This is a genomic window from Butyricicoccus faecihominis (genome assembly GCF_024462775.1).
Classification (GTDB): Bacteria; Bacillota; Clostridia; order Oscillospirales; family Butyricicoccaceae; genus Agathobaculum; species Agathobaculum faecihominis_A.
In genome coordinates this window covers 25,228-41,118 of the sequence record NZ_JANGCE010000026.1, presented here as the reverse complement: position 1 = coordinate 41,118, position 15,891 = coordinate 25,228, and the positions used below count along the sequence as shown (strand labels likewise).

At 57.5% G+C, this 15,891-nt stretch carries 13 protein-coding genes; 9 read left to right on the top strand and 4 right to left on the bottom strand.

The genetic code is table 11. From position 1 onward, the window contains the following. Positions 1–37 precede the first annotated feature (37 nt). The 5 genes from NE562_RS12950 to NE562_RS12930 all read left to right on the top strand — a co-directional run bounded on the left by NE562_RS12950 (position 38) and on the right by NE562_RS12930 (position 6,811). The gene (locus NE562_RS12950; RefSeq protein ID WP_280962852.1) at positions 38–2,014 is read left to right on the top strand and encodes a hydantoinase/oxoprolinase family protein; all 1,977 of its coding nucleotides are present in this window, start codon (positions 38–40) and stop codon (positions 2,012–2,014) included. 174 nt (positions 2,015–2,188) lie between these two features. Then, on the top strand, positions 2,189–3,445 hold the full coding sequence (locus NE562_RS12945; protein ID WP_280962851.1) for a Glu/Leu/Phe/Val family dehydrogenase: 1,257 nt from the start codon (positions 2,189–2,191) through the stop codon (positions 3,443–3,445). Between the two features lie 197 nt (positions 3,446–3,642). Further along, positions 3,643–5,400, top strand: coding sequence for a cobalamin-dependent protein (locus NE562_RS12940; protein WP_280962850.1), 1,758 nt, complete (start codon positions 3,643–3,645; stop codon positions 5,398–5,400). 144 nt (positions 5,401–5,544) lie between these two features. Then, positions 5,545–6,528, top strand: a complete 984-nt coding sequence (locus NE562_RS12935) for a DMT family transporter (protein WP_280962849.1) — start codon at positions 5,545–5,547, stop codon at positions 6,526–6,528. 16 nt (positions 6,529–6,544) lie between these two features. Further along, a complete protein-coding gene (locus NE562_RS12930; protein WP_280962848.1) occupies positions 6,545–6,811 on the top strand; it encodes a hypothetical protein in 267 nt (88 codons plus the stop codon). A gap of 48 nt (positions 6,812–6,859) precedes the next feature. Here the strand turns inward: NE562_RS12930 and NE562_RS12925 are convergent, their stop codons facing one another. Further along, positions 6,860–8,386 carry a S41 family peptidase gene (locus NE562_RS12925; protein WP_280962847.1) on the bottom strand — a complete coding sequence of 509 codons (1,527 nt, stop codon included), beginning with the start codon at positions 8,384–8,386 and terminating at the stop codon, positions 6,860–6,862. Between the two features lie 191 nt (positions 8,387–8,577). Continuing rightward, positions 8,578–10,980 (bottom strand): ATP-dependent helicase, encoded by a 2,403-nt coding sequence (locus tag NE562_RS12920; RefSeq protein WP_280962846.1) that lies wholly within the window; start codon positions 10,978–10,980, stop codon positions 8,578–8,580. A gap of 156 nt (positions 10,981–11,136) precedes the next feature. On the opposite strand from NE562_RS12920, the gene NE562_RS12915 reads away from it, so the two are divergent. The 4 genes from NE562_RS12915 to NE562_RS12900 all read left to right on the top strand — a co-directional run bounded on the left by NE562_RS12915 (position 11,137) and on the right by NE562_RS12900 (position 14,130). Beyond that, positions 11,137–12,432, top strand: a complete 1,296-nt coding sequence (locus NE562_RS12915; protein WP_280962845.1) for a bifunctional folylpolyglutamate synthase/dihydrofolate synthase — start codon at positions 11,137–11,139, stop codon at positions 12,430–12,432. 228 nt (positions 12,433–12,660) lie between these two features. Beyond that, positions 12,661–12,978, top strand: a complete 318-nt coding sequence (locus tag NE562_RS12910; RefSeq protein ID WP_280962844.1) for an anti-sigma factor antagonist — start codon at positions 12,661–12,663, stop codon at positions 12,976–12,978. A 24-nt stretch (positions 12,979–13,002) separates the two neighbouring features. Beyond that, the gene (spoIIAB, locus tag NE562_RS12905; protein WP_305147482.1) at positions 13,003–13,413 is read left to right on the top strand and encodes an anti-sigma F factor; all 411 of its coding nucleotides are present in this window, start codon (positions 13,003–13,005) and stop codon (positions 13,411–13,413) included. Between the two features lie 3 nt (positions 13,414–13,416). Continuing rightward, positions 13,417–14,130 (top strand): sigma-70 family RNA polymerase sigma factor, encoded by a 714-nt coding sequence (locus NE562_RS12900; protein ID WP_280962842.1) that lies wholly within the window; start codon positions 13,417–13,419, stop codon positions 14,128–14,130. A 461-nt stretch (positions 14,131–14,591) separates the two neighbouring features. Here NE562_RS12900 and NE562_RS12895 read toward each other — a convergent pair whose 3' ends face one another. Beyond that, entirely contained in the window at positions 14,592–14,843 is a 252-nt protein-coding gene (locus NE562_RS12895) for a hypothetical protein (RefSeq protein WP_280962841.1), read from the bottom strand. 5 nt (positions 14,844–14,848) lie between these two features. Next, positions 14,849–15,886: a M56 family metallopeptidase gene (locus NE562_RS12890; RefSeq protein ID WP_280962840.1), complete on the bottom strand. Its 1,038-nt coding sequence runs from the start codon at positions 15,884–15,886 to the stop codon at positions 14,849–14,851. Between the last annotated feature and the right edge of the window lie 5 nt (positions 15,887–15,891).

Sequence of the window (15,891 nt, the reverse complement as noted above, 5' to 3'; positions counted from 1 at the left end):
TATTTAAAATAATTCTAAATTATATAGGAGGTTTCATATGCGTAAGATATTGGGCATCGATACCGGCGGCACCTATACCGACGGCGTTATCGTCGCAGCCGGTACCCGTGAAATACTGTGTAAGACCAAAACGCTCACCACGCACCGCAACCTGCGCTTGTGCATCAATAACTGCATCCATGCCTTCCGCCCGGACCAGCTGGAGGGCGTATCCCTCGTCTGCCTGTCCACCACGCTGGCGACCAACGCCATCGTCGAGGGGCGCGGCTGCAAGGAAGGCCTCATTTTAATCGGCGGCAGGCCGGAGGGCAAAATGCCTTCGTCCCGCTATCGCGTTATCCGGGGCAAACCGGATATTCGGGGGCGCATGCGTGAAAACATCGATCCAAACGAGGTGGACGAGGCGATCGAGAGCTTTCGCGGCGAGGTCGACGCGCTGGCGGTCTCCGGCTACGCCAGTGTGCGCAATCCGGAGCATGAGATCTATGTCAAGCAGCGCATCCAGCAAAGGCTTGGCGTTCCCGTTGTCTGCGCGCACGATCTGACCGGTTCGCTCGGCTTTTACGACCGTACGGTAACCGCCACGCTGAACGCCCGCCTCATCCCCCTGCTTTGCGAGCTGATCGATTCGGTCCGGCAGGTCATGCTTGGCCACCAGATTGAAGCGCCGCTTATGATCGTCCGGGGCGACGGTACGCTCATGACCGCCGAATGCGCGCGGGATAAGCCCATCGAGACCATCCTTTCCGGTCCCGCGGCCAGTATCATCGGCGGCGTGTTCCTATCCGGCGAAACGAACCCCATTGTTCTGGACATGGGCGGCACGACAACCGATCTTGCCAATGTGGAAGAAGGCCGCATGCTTATGAATAACGACGGCGCCAAGGTCGGCGGCTGGTTTACCCAGATTCGCGCAGCCGAGGTCTATACCATCGGCCTTGGCGGCGACAGCCGCGTGTATTTAGACAGTGAACGCCGCGTGTCGGTCGGGCCGCAAAAGGTCATTCCTTACTGCGTCGCCGCCACATGGTTCCCCGATCTGCTGCGGGAGCTGCAAGACATCTATGGGCAAGAGGACCGGCCCTATCTGAACTTTTGGCGCAATGAGATCGAAGCCTTCATGCTTGCGCGCTACGCGGAAGAGAATGAGCTAAGCGAGTTGGAACGCCAGATCGTGCGCACGCTCGACCGGTCGCCCCACACGCTCTATGTGCTGCAAAAGCAGATCGGGGTGCCGAGCCTTATCTCCGCGCTGGAGCGTCTGCTCGCGGCGGGCTACGTTTCCCGCATCGCCCTTTCGCCCACCGATGTTCTGCACGCCACCGGCGCGTATGTCGAGTGGGACGCCGAAGCCGCGCGGCTCGTCCTGCAAATCATGGCCGATCAGCTTTCCATCCGCTTTGGCGAATGCGCCGAGCGGGTGCGCGCCACCATCCACCGCTTGCTGGGCTGCGCCTGCATCCAGAGCGGCCTATACTTTGACCGGCAGGATTTTGACGCCAGCTCCAGCGAAGCGGCGGATTATTTCGTCAACCGGATTTTCCTGAACGACAAAAGCCCCGTGCTTGGCGGCCACTATTATTTGAAAAAGCCGGTCGTCGCCATCGGCGCGCCCACCGGGGCGTGGGTCGGCACGCTGGCCGAAACGCTGGGCACCCGCGTCATCGTGCCGCCCTACGCGGAGGTCGCGAACGCCGTGGGCGCCGCGGTAGGGCAGGCCACCGAGCAGGTCGAAATATTGATCCGGCCCGACCCTATCACCAAAACCTATACCGTGTTCGGCTCCCAAAAGCGTCTCAGCGAGCCCACGCTGGATCAGGCCACTGATTGCGCGCGCCGGCTGGGCGCGGAGCAAGCCGCCGCTTACCTGCCCGGCGCCTTCTTTGATCTGACCGACCGCGTCGAGGACGTGGAGGTCGCCGACCGCTATACCGGACAAACGCGTTTTGTCGAACGCCGCGTGATCATCACCGCCGTTTCCCACCTGACCGCGCGAAATAACGTTCACTCGTAGGCTTCTATTTTAATACTTAAATAAATATTTAATTTAAGTATTGACTTTTAAAAAAGTCATTGTAAAATATAATATATACAACGTTTGAAATAAGTCGTAAATTTACTCGCACCGCCCGCATGCGCGACCGAACCAAACACCGCCATTTTCTAAATGCAGAAAGGAAGAAACGCAATGAAACAGCAATACAACCCTTACGACAATGTACTCAAAGTCGTCGACCACGCCGCTTCGATGCTCGGCTACAAAGAAAAAGAGTACGCCATCCTGAAATATCCGGAGCGCGAACTTCAGGTATCCATGCCCGTTGTGATGGACGACGGCTCGCTCAAGGTATTTGAGGGCTTCCGCGTACAGCACTCCACCGCGCGCGGACCGGCCAAGGGCGGCGTGCGCTTCCATCCCGGCGTCAACCATGACGAGGTCAAGGCTCTCGCCGCTTGGATGACGTTCAAATGCGCCGTTGTCAACATCCCCTACGGCGGCGGCAAGGGCGGCATCATCTGCGACCCGTCGGGCATGAGCGAACGCGAGCTGCACGCCCTCACCAGCAAATACACGGCGGCCATCGCCCCGCTGATCGGGCCGGAGCAGGATATCCCGGCGCCCGATGTGGGCAGCAACGCGCACGTCATGGCGTGGATGATGGATACTTATTCGATGCTCAAGGGGCACAGCGTGCTGGGCGTGGTCACCGGCAAGCCGATCGGCCTTGGCGGCATTCTGGGCCGAAACGAAGCGACCGGCCGCGGCGTCATGTTCACGATCAACAACCTGCTGAAAAAGGAAAACCGCCCGATTGAAGGCACCAGCGTGGTCGTGCAGGGCATGGGCAACGTGGGCTCCATCACCGCGAAGCTGCTGCACCGTCAGGGCATGAAGATCATTGCCGTTTCCGATGTTTCGGGCGGCGTGTACGATCCGAACGGTCTGGATATCCCCGGCATCCTCGCTTACCTGTCCGGCGGCAAAAACCTTTTAAAGGATTTCGACGCGCCCGGCATCAACCATATCTCCAACGCCGAGCTGCTGGAGCTGGACACCACCGTACTGGTTCCCGCCGCGCTCGAAAACCAGATCAACGGCGAGAACGCCGAGCGCATCAAGACCAAGTATGTTGTCGAAGCCGCCAACGGCCCGACCACGCTGGAAGCCGACGATATCCTGCAAGCGCGCGGCATCAAGCTGGTCCCCGATATTCTTGCCAACGCCGGCGGCGTGGTCGTTTCCTACTTCGAGTGGGTGCAGAATATTCAGGAGCTGTGCTGGAGCGAAGAACGCGTAAACAGCGAACTGAAAAACATTATGGATACCGCGTTTGAAGCCGTGTGGGAGATCGCCGAGCAGCGCGATACCACGCTGCGCACCGGCGCTTACCTGATCTCGGTCAAGCGCGTCGTGGAGGCTCGTCAGGGCCGCGGCGTTTTCTAAAAAATACTTGTTTTTGCGTTTTCTGCCCGCCGTCCATCGCCATTGCTTGAAATTTCGTTCATTCTTACGAAATTACATACGGAATCCTATTGCTTTTGTCGATTGACGGCGGGCTGCTTTCCCTCTATTATTTTTATATTAAAAATAATACTTTCATAAACTTCACCATCCACATAGATATAAGGAGGAGTGCCAATATGGACGAACAGCTGCGTGAATATATCAAAAGTCTGATCCCGGAAAACTTTCCCGACGGCCGCGAGCTGCTCAAGGAAGGCAGGGAAATGGGCCCCACCATCAACGTCCCCCGCACCCCCTTCCTGCAAAAGCACGGCTGTAAAACTTATCTGGAATACCGCAAGAAGCGTCTGGCGGAGGGCAAGCAGACTTGGCAGCTGCTGATCGGTCTCGCCACGTTGGAAGACGAATTGAACGCGATCCGCGCGATTGACGCTTTCAACCAGCGAAATGCGGACGAGGGCATGGAAATCTCGGGCATTCAGTCCATCCCGTCGCAGATCGTCGGCCTGCCCCATGAATACTGGGACACGTTCCCGAAGCAGACCAGCTACGAAATGTTTGATCCCGCCGACTGGAAAGCGCATACCGACGCCGCGCCCATTCAGGTCGCGTGGCAGGATTTTCATTTGGCTTGTCCCGCGTCCCTGCAAACGACCATCAACGCGCTGGAAGCGGGCACCGACCGTTTGGGCTGTTTTTCCACGCTAATCTGGGAGTACACCGGCTACCACGAGGAAGTGAACCGCTTTTCCGACATGGTCCGCTCGCTCGGCATCCTGTCCACCAAAAAGGATCTGGATATCGACGTTGTCACCTACCCGGAGGACGGCATCCCCGGCTACTTTCTGGACGTTGTCTCTTGGGTCGGCTACATGATGGTCGAGCACTACATCGCCACCGAGCTGTGCGGCACCCTGTTTTCCGTCAGCTACGGCGGTCTGCTGACCGAGGTGCAGCCCCGCATGGCGTTCGCCCTTGCCATACACAAGCTGTTTTCCACCCCCGATCATCCGGGCGTCGTCTACTACAACGGCGGCACGGTCGATCAGCTCGACCACGACGTCAACGCCAACTTCGGTACCGGCGTGCAAGAGGCGCTCATACAAACGCTGTTCAACCTGAAATATAACCTGCCGGTCATCATCAGTCCTACCGCCGTTACCGAGCGGCTGCGCACCCCCTCGCTCGACGAACTGCTCGACATCGCCGCGGCCGGTATGCGCGCCGAATACAAGGCAAAGGAATGGCTGCCGCTGATGGATTTCACCCCCATCGAGCAAATGTGCGATAAGATGATCGAAAAGGGCGCCAAATTTTACGAAAATGTGATGAACGCCTTCCGCGAGGCAGGCGTCGACACCGAGGATCCGCTGCAAATGATCATGATGCTCAAGCGCTTTAGCCCGACTAAATTTGAACAGAGCTTCCACCCCAGTATCGAGGAGACCGGTTCGTTCCATCCCTACTTCCCGAGCCAGCTCGGCCAGCAGACCATGGAGATGAAGGACGAGATCGTCGCCGAGCTAAAGGAAAAGGGCATTCGTTTAAACGGCCAAAAGATCGTCTGCGTATCGGCCGACGGCCACAGCTACGGTCTAATGCTCATCACCGAGGTATACCGCGAAATACACGCCGAGCCGGTCAACGGCGGCGTCGATATGGAGCCCGCCGCCGTGCTCGATCTGGCGGATGAGGAAGGCACCGATATCATCTGCGTTAGCTCGCACTGCGGCCAATGCTTGTCCTACGCGCAGTCGATCACCGCGCTTGCAAAGGAGCGCGGCAAAAAATACCGTATCCTGATGGGCGGCATGCTCAACGCGCTGCTGCCCGGGAACGAGCTGCCGGTCGATGTGCAGGATCTGGTGCGCGACACCGGCGTTTGCGGCACCAACGATTTCTGCGAGCAGGTCAGCTTCATTTTAGAGCATTGATCCCTGTCCTCAGCAGTATCATAGAAAGGGGAAACCACCATGACAGTGTCTCAACCGACACAGGAAGAAGTATACAAACAGGCATCCCAAATGACGCCCGAACAAGCATATACACAAAAGAAGATCCGGATGGCGACAAGCGGAATGAAGATTGCGATCTTGATGCCCATCACCGCGATCCTGCAAAACATTTTTAACAACTCGGTCACCTCGACCATCATCCCCACCCTGTCCGACAAGGTGATCGTTTCCATACTCTGTTCCATCACGCTGATTGGCCTTTGCGACTTGTTTGCCGGTGTTTTCACCTTTCTCTACAACACGTCCCGCGGAAAAGGTCTTACCGAGTATAAGCGCACCATCTCCCTTAAGGTATCGTGGATGATGCTGGCCTCGGCCGCGTTCGCGGGCCCGCTCGCCACCGGCTGCTGGATGGCCGCCACGCCCTTTTGCGGACTCACCACGGTCGCGGTCGTCACCAGTCTGGGGCCGATTCTCACGGCGATCATCGGCAAGTTCTTTCTTAAGGAAAATATCAGCGCGCGCGTATATCTCGGCATCGGCATCACGGTCGTGGGCGTGATCGTTTCGGGCTGGACAGGCTTTTCCGAAGGCGGCAGCAACTTTATTTTAGGCTTTATCCTCGCCCTGATGGCGCCCATCGGCTTTACGCTTGAAGGTCAGTTCTCCACCTACGCGGGCGATATGATCGATCCAAATGTCGGCTGCGGCTTTTACCGCTGCTTTGGCTCGGGCGTAATCGGCCTGATCGCCATGACCATCCTGTCCGCCGCCACCGGCAATCTGGCCGCCTTTACCGGCATTCTGCGCATGGTGTTCACCACGCCCATTCTGCTTTTATTCGTCGTCATCACTGGGCTGCTCGGCGCGATCAACTACAACTGCGCGTACACCGCGTTTAACAAGGCCGGCCCCTCCCGCACGCTCGCGGTCGATTCCTCGCGTCCGATCTGGAGCATCCCCTTCGGCTACCTGTTTGCGGCCCTTGGCGTCGCGGCTTATTCGGTCAATGCGTTAGGCGTGGCCGGCGCGGTGATCGTTGTGCTCGGCCTGATCCTCATCATCTGCAAGCCGTCCGAGCTGGTCAACCTGCGCGACGTGTCGTAAGGAAGGAGAAAGACTGATGAAATTACCGCTGAAAACGCGTATTCTGCAATACGCCATTCTGCTCGGCAACCCGTTCACAGTGTCCGACGTATACCACGATCTCGCGGATGAATACGGCGGCGAAAAGCTTTTCACCCTTAAAACGGTGAACGATTACGTCGATTCCTTCCTCGGCATTGGCTTTTTAAAGGCCGCCCAGCTCGAATTTGATCCCCAAGGGGAACTGCTGATCCACTATCAGGTCACCGAATACGGCAAAACGCGACTCAAATACATACACTAAAAAAGCGCGGCACAGAAGAAATGCTTTCTGTGCCGCGCTTCAGCTTTTCTATTTTTTGCTTTGCATGCCCGCGTACCGGGTCAAAAAGAGCTCGAGCCGTTCATTCAGCCGGTCTCCCGTCAGGTACACGTCCGGCGTCATACCCGCGCCCTCTTGAAAATAGGCGGGATCCCAGTAAAACAGGCACTCGCCGAACTGGAAAAACAGACCAGAATAGGGCAGCGAAATACCGTAATTCGCGCCGTTTGTCAGCACGCCGCCGGTATTCGCGCCAATCGTCACCACGTTTTGCAGGTTGTGCATCAGGTCGGTAAACGCTTCGGCCGCGGAGGCTGTGTGGCGCGCGGTCAACACAAACAGCACGCGGTCCGGCTGCTCCAAAAACTGCGGCTCGGGCGCGCCGACATAGTAGTCGCCGTCCACGCGCAGGCCGCCCGCCGCATGGTAAGCGTCCGTCTGTGCGCGGATCTCCGCGCATTGCTCCTCGTTTTCCGCGCCGTAGCAGGAACGCAGCCATGTATCGCTCGCGCGGATGCGCAGCGTGCAGTAATTCGGCTGCGCTTGCTCGCCGGTGTACCGGTAGAACCATTCAGGCGGCAGGTCGCCGTTGCCGCCGGGGTTGTGCGATAAATCGAGCACCGCCGCCGGGTATTCCTTAATCGCTTCGGCGGAGGCGAGGAACGCCTGCTTGTCATCCTCGTCGTGTTGGTTGGACCAACCGCTCTGGTCGTCCTCACCGAACACGGTACGGTTCAGCTCCATAAACGGAATGCCGCCCCGCACGCTGTAAACGTAGTTTTCTTCCGGCGCGGTGCGCGAATCGAGCGATATGGCAAGGTGCAGCTTTGCCGTAAACGTTCCCCCCGCGGTCTCCACCTTCATTTCCAGCGCTTCCGCGCGCGGCGCGAGCCGGTATAGGTAATAGGTCAACTCGCCGTTCTGGCCAATGGCGCGCTTCAAATACGTCTCCGGCGCTTGTCCGTCTATCGCGCGCACCGCGTCCGTACAGGCCGCGTCGATATAAAACGTGCCATTCTTGCGGTAATAGGCGCGGCTCTCATCCGCAAACAGCTGTATGTCCGGCTGGAAGTTGTGCCCGTCAAAGGAAAAGTGTGTGTCGCCGATAAAGGAAAGGTGCCGGATCATCAGCGCCTTATAGTCTGTAAGAGCGATCGTTCCGGTCTCCGGCAGCGCGGCCAGTATTTCTTTTTCAGCCTTATCAAACGCCGCGTCCCCGCCCGACCATGTGTACAGGCCGTATTGCGAACGCAGCAGACGCATCACCCAGCCCACCTCGGCCCGCGCCTCGTCCGCCGGCAGCGGATCGTGCAGATCCAGATTGTTCTGGTCAAAGGCGCGGATACGTTTGCCGTCCTCCAGTGTGAAAAGCGGCTTACCGTTTTGGAAATCGTAGCGGTAACGGTCGAGATCGGCGCGGGGCGCGTCGATTTTGGCGTGCGCCGCGTTGGTCTCCTCCAAAAGCGCCGCGAACGTCGCGGCGTTGCCCGATAGCGGAACAGACGCGCCCGCCCCCAGTGAAAGCGCCGCGAGCAGCGCGGCCAGTTGTTGTACCATACCGATCCCCTCTCTTTCTTTCTATCAGTATAGCAGACCCGCCGTGCGGTTACAACCGCGCCGGACACAAAAAGGCAATGGGCGCACCCATTGCCTTTTTGTTAAGGAATTTTCATTTATTTGTCATCCTTCGTCAATATATTCCTTAGAACGACAAGTCCAATAACATTGCGAAACGCGCTTTCCCCTTTTTATAGCTTCTCCATGAACTGCGCCGCGCTCTTCGCCATCAGGCGCTTGGTGCCCTTCTGGTCAAACGCGATCTCCAATAAGCAATCGCCGCCCATCGGCTTGGCGGAAACGATCAGGCCGTCGCCAAAGGCGCGGTGCCGTACCCGCCCGCCAACGGCAAAGTCCGGCGCGGGCTGAGCCGCGGCGCGCCCCGGCCTTGCGGCGGGAGCGGGCGCGACCGACGCGCTGCGCGCGTGCACGATGCCCTCGCGCGCGGTCTGCGCGGCGGGCTGCACCGGCGGGTCAAAGGCGCGCTGGTTCACGTTGCTGTCCGTCAGCTCCTCGGGAATCTCCTGCAAAAAGCGCGAGGGGTGCGCGTACTGCGTGCGGCCGTACAGCAAGCGGCGCTCGGCGCAGGTCATGTACAGCTCTTCCCGCGCGCGCGTCACCGCCACATAGCACAGGCGGCGCTCCTCCTCCATGTCCTCGTCTTTTTCCATGGCGCGGAAGCCGGGGAACAGCCCGTCCTCCAGACCCGCGAGGAACACCACCGGGAACTCCAGCCCCTTGGCCGAGTGCATGGTCATCATCGTGACCGCGTCCTCTTCGTCGCCGGTCTTGTCCGCGTCGGTGTAAAGGGCCATTTCCTCCAAAAATCCGGCAAGCGTCGGCTCTTCGTTCTTTTCTTCATAAGTAAGCAGGTAGCTCTTCAGCTCCTCGATATGCTCCAAACGGCTTTTGGATTCCATATCATCCTTGTTTTCCAGCGCCTCGGCGTAGCCCGTGCGGTTGAGCACTTCAGCGTACCACTCGGAAAGGCCTAAAAACTCGCGCTGCTGGCGCAGATCCTCTATCATTTTGCCAAAGCGCTCCATCGCGGAAGCGGCGCGCGAAAGCGTAGGGTACGCGGAAGCGTTTTTCACCACTTCAAACAGCGGCAGGCCGTTTTCCTCCGCCGCCTGCTCGGCCAGCTCGACCGAGCGGTCGCCGATTTTGCGGGCGGGCACGTTGATGATGCGCTTCAGGCGCAGCGTGTCCGCCGGGTTCTCCACAACCCACAGATAGGCGAACATATCCCGGATTTCCGCGCGGGAGAAGAAGTCGCGCCCCTTGTATACCCGGTAGGGGATGCCATTACGAATGAACGCGGCGGCAATATTATCCGAAAGAACGTTGTTGCGGTACAGGATCGCGTAATCGCTGAACCGCCGCCCGCCTTCCACGCCCGCTAGGATGGTGTCCGCGATATAGCCGGCCTCGCCCTCTTGGCTGTCCGAGCGGTGCACGCGCAGCTTGGCGCCGCCGGTCTGGTCGGTCCAAAGCTCCTTGCCCTTGCGCTGGGCGTTGTTGCGGATCAGCTCGTTCGCCGCGGAAAGAATGTTGCCGGTTGAGCGGTAGTTTTGTTCAAGCCGGATGGTGCGCGCGTTCTGGTACTGCTTTTCAAATTCCAAAATGTTCGTAATGGTCGCGCCCCGGAATTTGTAGATGGACTGATCGTCGTCGCCAACGACGCAGATGTTCTGGTACCCGCCCGCAAGCAGGCTGGTCAGCACATACTGCGCGTAGTTGGTATCCTGATATTCGTCCACCAGCACATAGCGGAACTTGCGCTGGTAGTATTCGAGCACGTCCGGATAGTTTTGCAGCATCAGCACGGTTTTCATGATAATATCGTCAAAATCCAGCGCGCAGGCCTTTTTCATTTCTTTTTCGTAAAGCTTGTACACATCGGCCACTTTTTCGCGGTAGTGGTCGCCGTGCGCGTCGGTCATGAACTGCCTCGGCGTCATCAAGCGGTCCTTGGCGCGGGAAATCATGCCCATCACCGCGCGCGGGTCGTATATTTTCTCGTCCATGTTCAGGCGGCGCAGCGCCGCGATAATCACGCGCTTTTTCTCATCCTCGTCGTAGATCGTGAACGGCTGTTCAAAGCCCAGCAGATCGACGTTGCGGCGCAGAATGCGCAGGCAGGCGGTGTGGAACGTATACGCCCAAATGGCGGAAGCGTCCTCCTCGCCCACCGCGCCGGTCAGCCGTTCCTTGAGCTCGCGCGCGGCCTTGTTCGTAAAGGTAATCGCGATGATCTCCCACGGCTTCGCGGGGTCTATCGCGCACAGCGCTTCGGCGCGCGCGCGGTTTTCCGGCTTGGGGTCGGTCAGGTATTCGGTCAAAAACAGCAGGTCTTGCTCGGTCGCGCCGGGCTGCGCCTGCTGGGCGTCGTATCCGCGCCCAAAGCGCAGCATGTTGATGATACGCTGGATCAGCACGGTGGTTTTACCGCTGCCCGCGCCCGCGAGGATGAGCAGCGGCCCCTCGGTCGCGTATACTGCCTCGCGCTGCTTTTCGTTTAAATGTTCAAAGCGGGCCTCGATCACCGCGCGGCGGATGGAGGCGTACTTCATATCGAATTTCGTCGGTTCCATTTTCTCAGCTTACCTCGTTTAAGTAGAAGATAATATGATTATATCATATCTCAGCCTACAAAACAAACACTTGTTCTCCTTGACAGGCCGCGCAGAAGGGGTATAATTTGTATATCCACATGCAAATATTGATAAAAGTGAAGGTTATTACCCATTATGGATCAACCCAAAACCGCAATCGAATACATCCACTCGCTCGGCCGCTTTTCGGGCGCGCCCGGGCTGCACCGCATCCGCGCGCTTTGCGCCGCGCTGGGCGATCCGCAGAAGCGCCTGAAATTCGTGCATCTGGCGGGCACCAACGGCAAAGGCTCAACCGCCTGCATGATCGCAAACACCCTGCGCTGCGCGGGCTACCGCACCGGGCTGAACACCTCGCCCTATCTTGTCCATTTTCACGAGCGCATCCGCGTGGACGGCGCCATGATTGGGGACAGCGACCTGTCCCGTCTGGCCGAGCGCGTCGCCCTCGCGGCGGAAAGCCTTACCCTGCCCGAAGGCGAGACCATAGGCGAATTTGAGTTTACCACCGCCATTTCCTTTCTCTACTTTCTAGAGCAGGAGTGCGATATCGTCGTGCTGGAAACCGGCCTTGGCGGCCGGTGCGACGCGTCGAACGTCATCGACCCGCCGGAGGTCTGCGTCATTACGCCCATTTCGCGCGACCATATGGACGCTTTGGGCGATACCGTGGCCGAGATCGCGGCGGAAAAGGCCGGCATCATCAAACCGTCCAGCGCGGTGGTCTGCGCGGTCAATCAGCCGGCGGAGGCGCTCCCCGTCCTGCGGCGCGCGTGCGACGCGGCGGGCGCGATCTGGTGCTCCTTCCCGACGGATACCACCGTATTGCGGTGCGATATTCACAACACCGCTTTTCTGTACGAGGGGCAGGGCTACACGCTCGCCATGCCGGGCCGCTACCAACTGCAAAACGCGCTCACCGCCCTGCACACCATACAGGCCCTGCGCGAGCGCGGCTGGAAAATCGACGTTTCCGCCGTGGTGCGCGGCCTTGCCTCGGCGCGCATGGCGGGCCGCTTGGAGCGCGTGCGCGAAAACCCGCTTGTTCTGCTGGACGGCGCGCATAACGCGGCGGGCACGGATGCTCTGTGCGACGCGATCGATGAAATGCTGGGCCGCAAGCGCCTGCACGTCGTCATGGGCATGGTGCGCGATAAGGAATACGAAGTCTGCGTGCGGCAGCTCGCCCGCCGGGCCGATATCTTCTACGCCTGCGCCCCGGATAACGACCGCGCGCTCATCACCACCACGCTGGCCGCGCTGGCCGAGCAGGATTGCGACGCCGTGTTCGACTGCGGCACCGCCGAGCGGGCGATCGCCCTCGCGCTCGAAAACGCCGCCCCGAACGATTGCGTGCTGGTCTGCGGTTCGATCTACCTTGTCGGCGAAGCGGAAAAGATCCTCCGCACGCGACAGAAAGCGACCGAATAAAAACATTTTATATGGTAAACTTTGGCTTGTACCGAAAAAAAACGGTACAAGCCGTTTTTTTTAGTTAGGAATTAGTAGGTAGTAATTATTTTAGCGTTTCCGCTTCAGCTTCACGATTTCTGCCTTACATAAGCGCCAACGCCTTATTTCCCGGCTCAAACTGTCGCCGCTCCCAATTACTAATTACTAATTCCTAACTACTAATTAACTGAAAGTGTGGTGTGGCTAATGTTACAAATCACCCCAACCATGAAAGAGGGCACATTAATTGTTTCCCTCGCGGGCGACCTGGATCATCACGAGGCGCGCCTTGCGATTGAGCAATCGGAGGATCTGCTCGCGCTCTACCCCTGTGAAAAGCTGGTTTTGGAGCTGCACGGGCTTACGTTTATGGATAGCTCCGGCCTAGCGGTCGTTATGCACCTGTTTCGCACGTCGGCGCGCAGCGGGCGCGATTTTGCCGTGCGCGGCGCGCCGCCGCAGGCCATGCGCGTGTTTGAAGCGGCCGGTCTGCCGCAGGTCATGATTTTTGAAAAGGGGGAATGAACGATGCGCGGCGTAGTCAATAAAATGAGCATTAAATTTGAAAGCCACTCGGTAAACGAGGCGTTCGCCCGGCAGGCCGTGGGCGCTTTTGTTTCCCAGCTCGACCCGACGATGGAGGAGCTGGGCGATATCAAAACCGTCGTGTCGGAGGCGGTGACCAACGCCATCGTCCACGGCTACGCGGATAAAGCGGGCTTTATCACCGTGTCCGTGCGCCTTTTCGAGGGACGCGCGCTGGAGATCAAGATCAAGGACGCGGGACGCGGCATCGCGGACGTGCAAAAGGCGCGCCAGCCGATGTTCACCACCGGCGACGATACGCGTTCGGGCATGGGCTTCACCATCATGGAGACCTTTACGGACAAGCTTCGCGTCCGCTCTACCGAGGGACGCGGCACGCTCGTGACCATGATCAAGACGCTATCGGAGCGATAGGCCATGACCGAACTAACGCGCGACCTGCTGCGCGACGCGGCGGCGGGTGACCGCGAAGCCGAAGCGCGTCTTTTGCAGGAGAACAGCGGCCTGATCTGGTCGATCGCGCGGCGCTATTACGGGCGCGGCGTCGAGCCGGACGATCTATACCAGCTTGCCGCCGTTGGGTTTATCAAGGCGGTGCGCGGGTTCGATCTGGAACTCGGCACGCAGTTTTCTACTTACGCGGTACCCAAAATCGCGGGCGAAATACGGCGGTTTCTCCGGGATGACGGCGCGGTCAAGGTCAGCCGCGCCATGAAGGAACGTTCGGCCAAGCTGCACCGCATCGAAACCGAGCTGACCGCCAAAACCGGCAATTCCCCCACCATCTCTGAAATCGCCGAAGCCGCCGGGCTTACCCCGGAAGAGGTAGCGGCCTGCGAACAGTCCAACGTAACGGTGGATTCCTTTGAGCGCGAGCTTTCGGGCGGCGGCCACCTATCCGACCTGATCGGCGACGACGGACTCGAAGAGCGCGCCTGCCTGTATCTCTCGCTGCGCGAAGCCATACGCACCCTGCCCGAACGCGACCAAGAGGTGCTCGCCCTGCGCTTCTCGCGCGACCTGACCCAGCAGCAGGTCGCCAAGCTCATCGGCGTGTCGCAGGTGCAGGTATCGCGCATTGAAAAGCGCGCCATCGCCCACCTGCGCGGCCAACTGACGGACAGCGGATAGCAAAGGATAAAGCACAAAAAAGCCAATGTCATTAAAATAATAATAACTGACTCCTAGCGCATCCCTTTGGCCTTCCCTCCACGAGGGCATAAGCGTAAACTTAAGCAACGCGCGGGGGGCAAAGACCGCTTTCTGGCCTTCCCCCCACGAGGGGAAGGTAGCGCGCGCCGCAGGCGCGTGACGAATGGGGGGCTTAACGAATAGCGCACTTTAAGGCAGCCACGCACATCTTGCTGCCAATTCATGCGCCCCCCCATCAGTCACGGCTTCGCCGTGCCAGCTTCCCCTCGTCGGGGGAAGCCCAAAGATCGCTCTATGCATACGCTGCTTAAGTTTACGCATATGCCCTCGTTGGTGGGAGCCCAAAGGGTGTTTGCTACCCAGTTATTACTTGCTCATTCTTAACTGATTGGCATTGGCACAAAAAAGCTCCCCCTTTTTCAAGGAGGAGCTTTTTGTTACTAATTAATATCAATCCACTCGGGATCGACCCAGTAACCGCGCGTTGCGTTCCAGCGGCGATATTGCCGTTTGTCTCCCAAGATGCGATACTTATATTCAATAATATCTGCACGTGGTTCAACGCCGTTCACCTCGCTGTTGGTGCTGACAGCCGCTACCGGTGCCTGTGCAAAATCTGCGGCAAAGCCTGCCGGAATCGAGCTGGCAAGAAGGGCAGCAACTCCCAAAGCGAGCAAAATCTTTTTCTTCATCTATCTCACCCCTTTACAATTTGAATACCTGTTTGTTGATAAAACTCAGCTTCGTTTTCAGGAATGCTGAATGGTTCAACCGAGTCCACATAAAGCCAATAGCCTCCGTTCTTATCCTGTATTATGTAAGATGAGGACGGATCGAAATCCACTGCATCCTGCTCGGTGCTTTCCGGCGCATCAAATATAGGCTGTGGAATAATAGAATATGATAAACAAAGAAATAAAACAAATACACACATGATTAGTGTATTTGCTACTTGATAAACCTTACCTTTATTGCAGTTCATTACCGCTCTAAAGCGCTCTTTGACCTCCACCTCTGCATTCCCATTGCCATTGAAAAACGCGGTTGCTGCACATGGCGGCGTATTCTGCAAATTGCTATGTTTTAGCGTGCTGATAATCGTTCGCAAATAGCATGCGCGTTCTTCCATGTTCAAACACTTTGCAACCGACAAATCACACTTGATCTCCAAAGTTTGTTCCAAGTCCTGTTTCAGCAAATGGGCTACCGGATCCCACCAGAAAATCATGCAGAAAAGCGAAACTAAAAGCTTGACGAAAATATCCCGATTGGCAAAATGGATATATTCATGCAACAGGATATACAGTAATTCTTCTTCGGAATAATCTATGCGCGGCAGTAATATCTTTTTTCGGAACATGCCGAATCCAAACGGTGTATCAATATTATCCACTATGAAAACAGAAACGTCAATATCCTTTTTGACAATGCGTTTTACTTCGTCCACAAGATGCTGCACATGCTCACCGCAGATTTCAGCATATTGCTCAATGCTTTTCGACGCCTTGTAATAATTATGAATATAGCGTATTAGCAAAACACCAAACACGCCGATCCAAATCACGCACAGAACGTGTAATAATGATATTCCCTTAACGAAACCGTCATCGTTTGTCAGCGCTTGATAAATATGCGGATAAACGGTCTGATCATTGATAATATACGCATGTGGAAATTCCAGCGGCAAAAATACTCTGGCGGCGCAAAACAAGTATAACAGCACGATTGTAAACATACCGA

What these genes read in the sequence shown, in the direction of transcription:
- NE562_RS12950 (WP_280962852.1), top strand. Translation starts at nt 38, where the DNA reads ATGCGTAAGATATTGGGCATCGATACCGGCGGCACCTATACCGACGGC.
- NE562_RS12945 (WP_280962851.1), top strand. Translation starts at nt 2,189, where the DNA reads ATGAAACAGCAATACAACCCTTACGACAATGTACTCAAAGTCGTCGAC.
- NE562_RS12940 (WP_280962850.1), top strand. Translation starts at nt 3,643, where the DNA reads ATGGACGAACAGCTGCGTGAATATATCAAAAGTCTGATCCCGGAAAAC.
- NE562_RS12935 (WP_280962849.1), top strand. Translation starts at nt 5,545, where the DNA reads ATGAAGATTGCGATCTTGATGCCCATCACCGCGATCCTGCAAAACATT.
- NE562_RS12930 (WP_280962848.1), top strand. Translation starts at nt 6,545, where the DNA reads ATGAAATTACCGCTGAAAACGCGTATTCTGCAATACGCCATTCTGCTC.
- NE562_RS12925 (WP_280962847.1), bottom strand. Translation starts at nt 8,386, where the DNA reads ATGGTACAACAACTGGCCGCGCTGCTCGCGGCGCTTTCACTGGGGGCG.
- NE562_RS12920 (WP_280962846.1), bottom strand. Translation starts at nt 10,980, where the DNA reads ATGGAACCGACGAAATTCGATATGAAGTACGCCTCCATCCGCCGCGCG.
- NE562_RS12915 (WP_280962845.1), top strand. Translation starts at nt 11,137, where the DNA reads ATGGATCAACCCAAAACCGCAATCGAATACATCCACTCGCTCGGCCGC.
- NE562_RS12910 (WP_280962844.1), top strand. Translation starts at nt 12,661, where the DNA reads ATGTTACAAATCACCCCAACCATGAAAGAGGGCACATTAATTGTTTCC.
- spoIIAB (WP_305147482.1), top strand. Translation starts at nt 13,003, where the DNA reads ATGAGCATTAAATTTGAAAGCCACTCGGTAAACGAGGCGTTCGCCCGG.
- NE562_RS12900 (WP_280962842.1), top strand. Translation starts at nt 13,417, where the DNA reads ATGACCGAACTAACGCGCGACCTGCTGCGCGACGCGGCGGCGGGTGAC.
- NE562_RS12895 (WP_280962841.1), bottom strand. Translation starts at nt 14,843, where the DNA reads ATGAAGAAAAAGATTTTGCTCGCTTTGGGAGTTGCTGCCCTTCTTGCC.
- NE562_RS12890 (WP_280962840.1), bottom strand. Translation starts at nt 15,886, where the DNA reads ATGTTTACAATCGTGCTGTTATACTTGTTTTGCGCCGCCAGAGTATTT.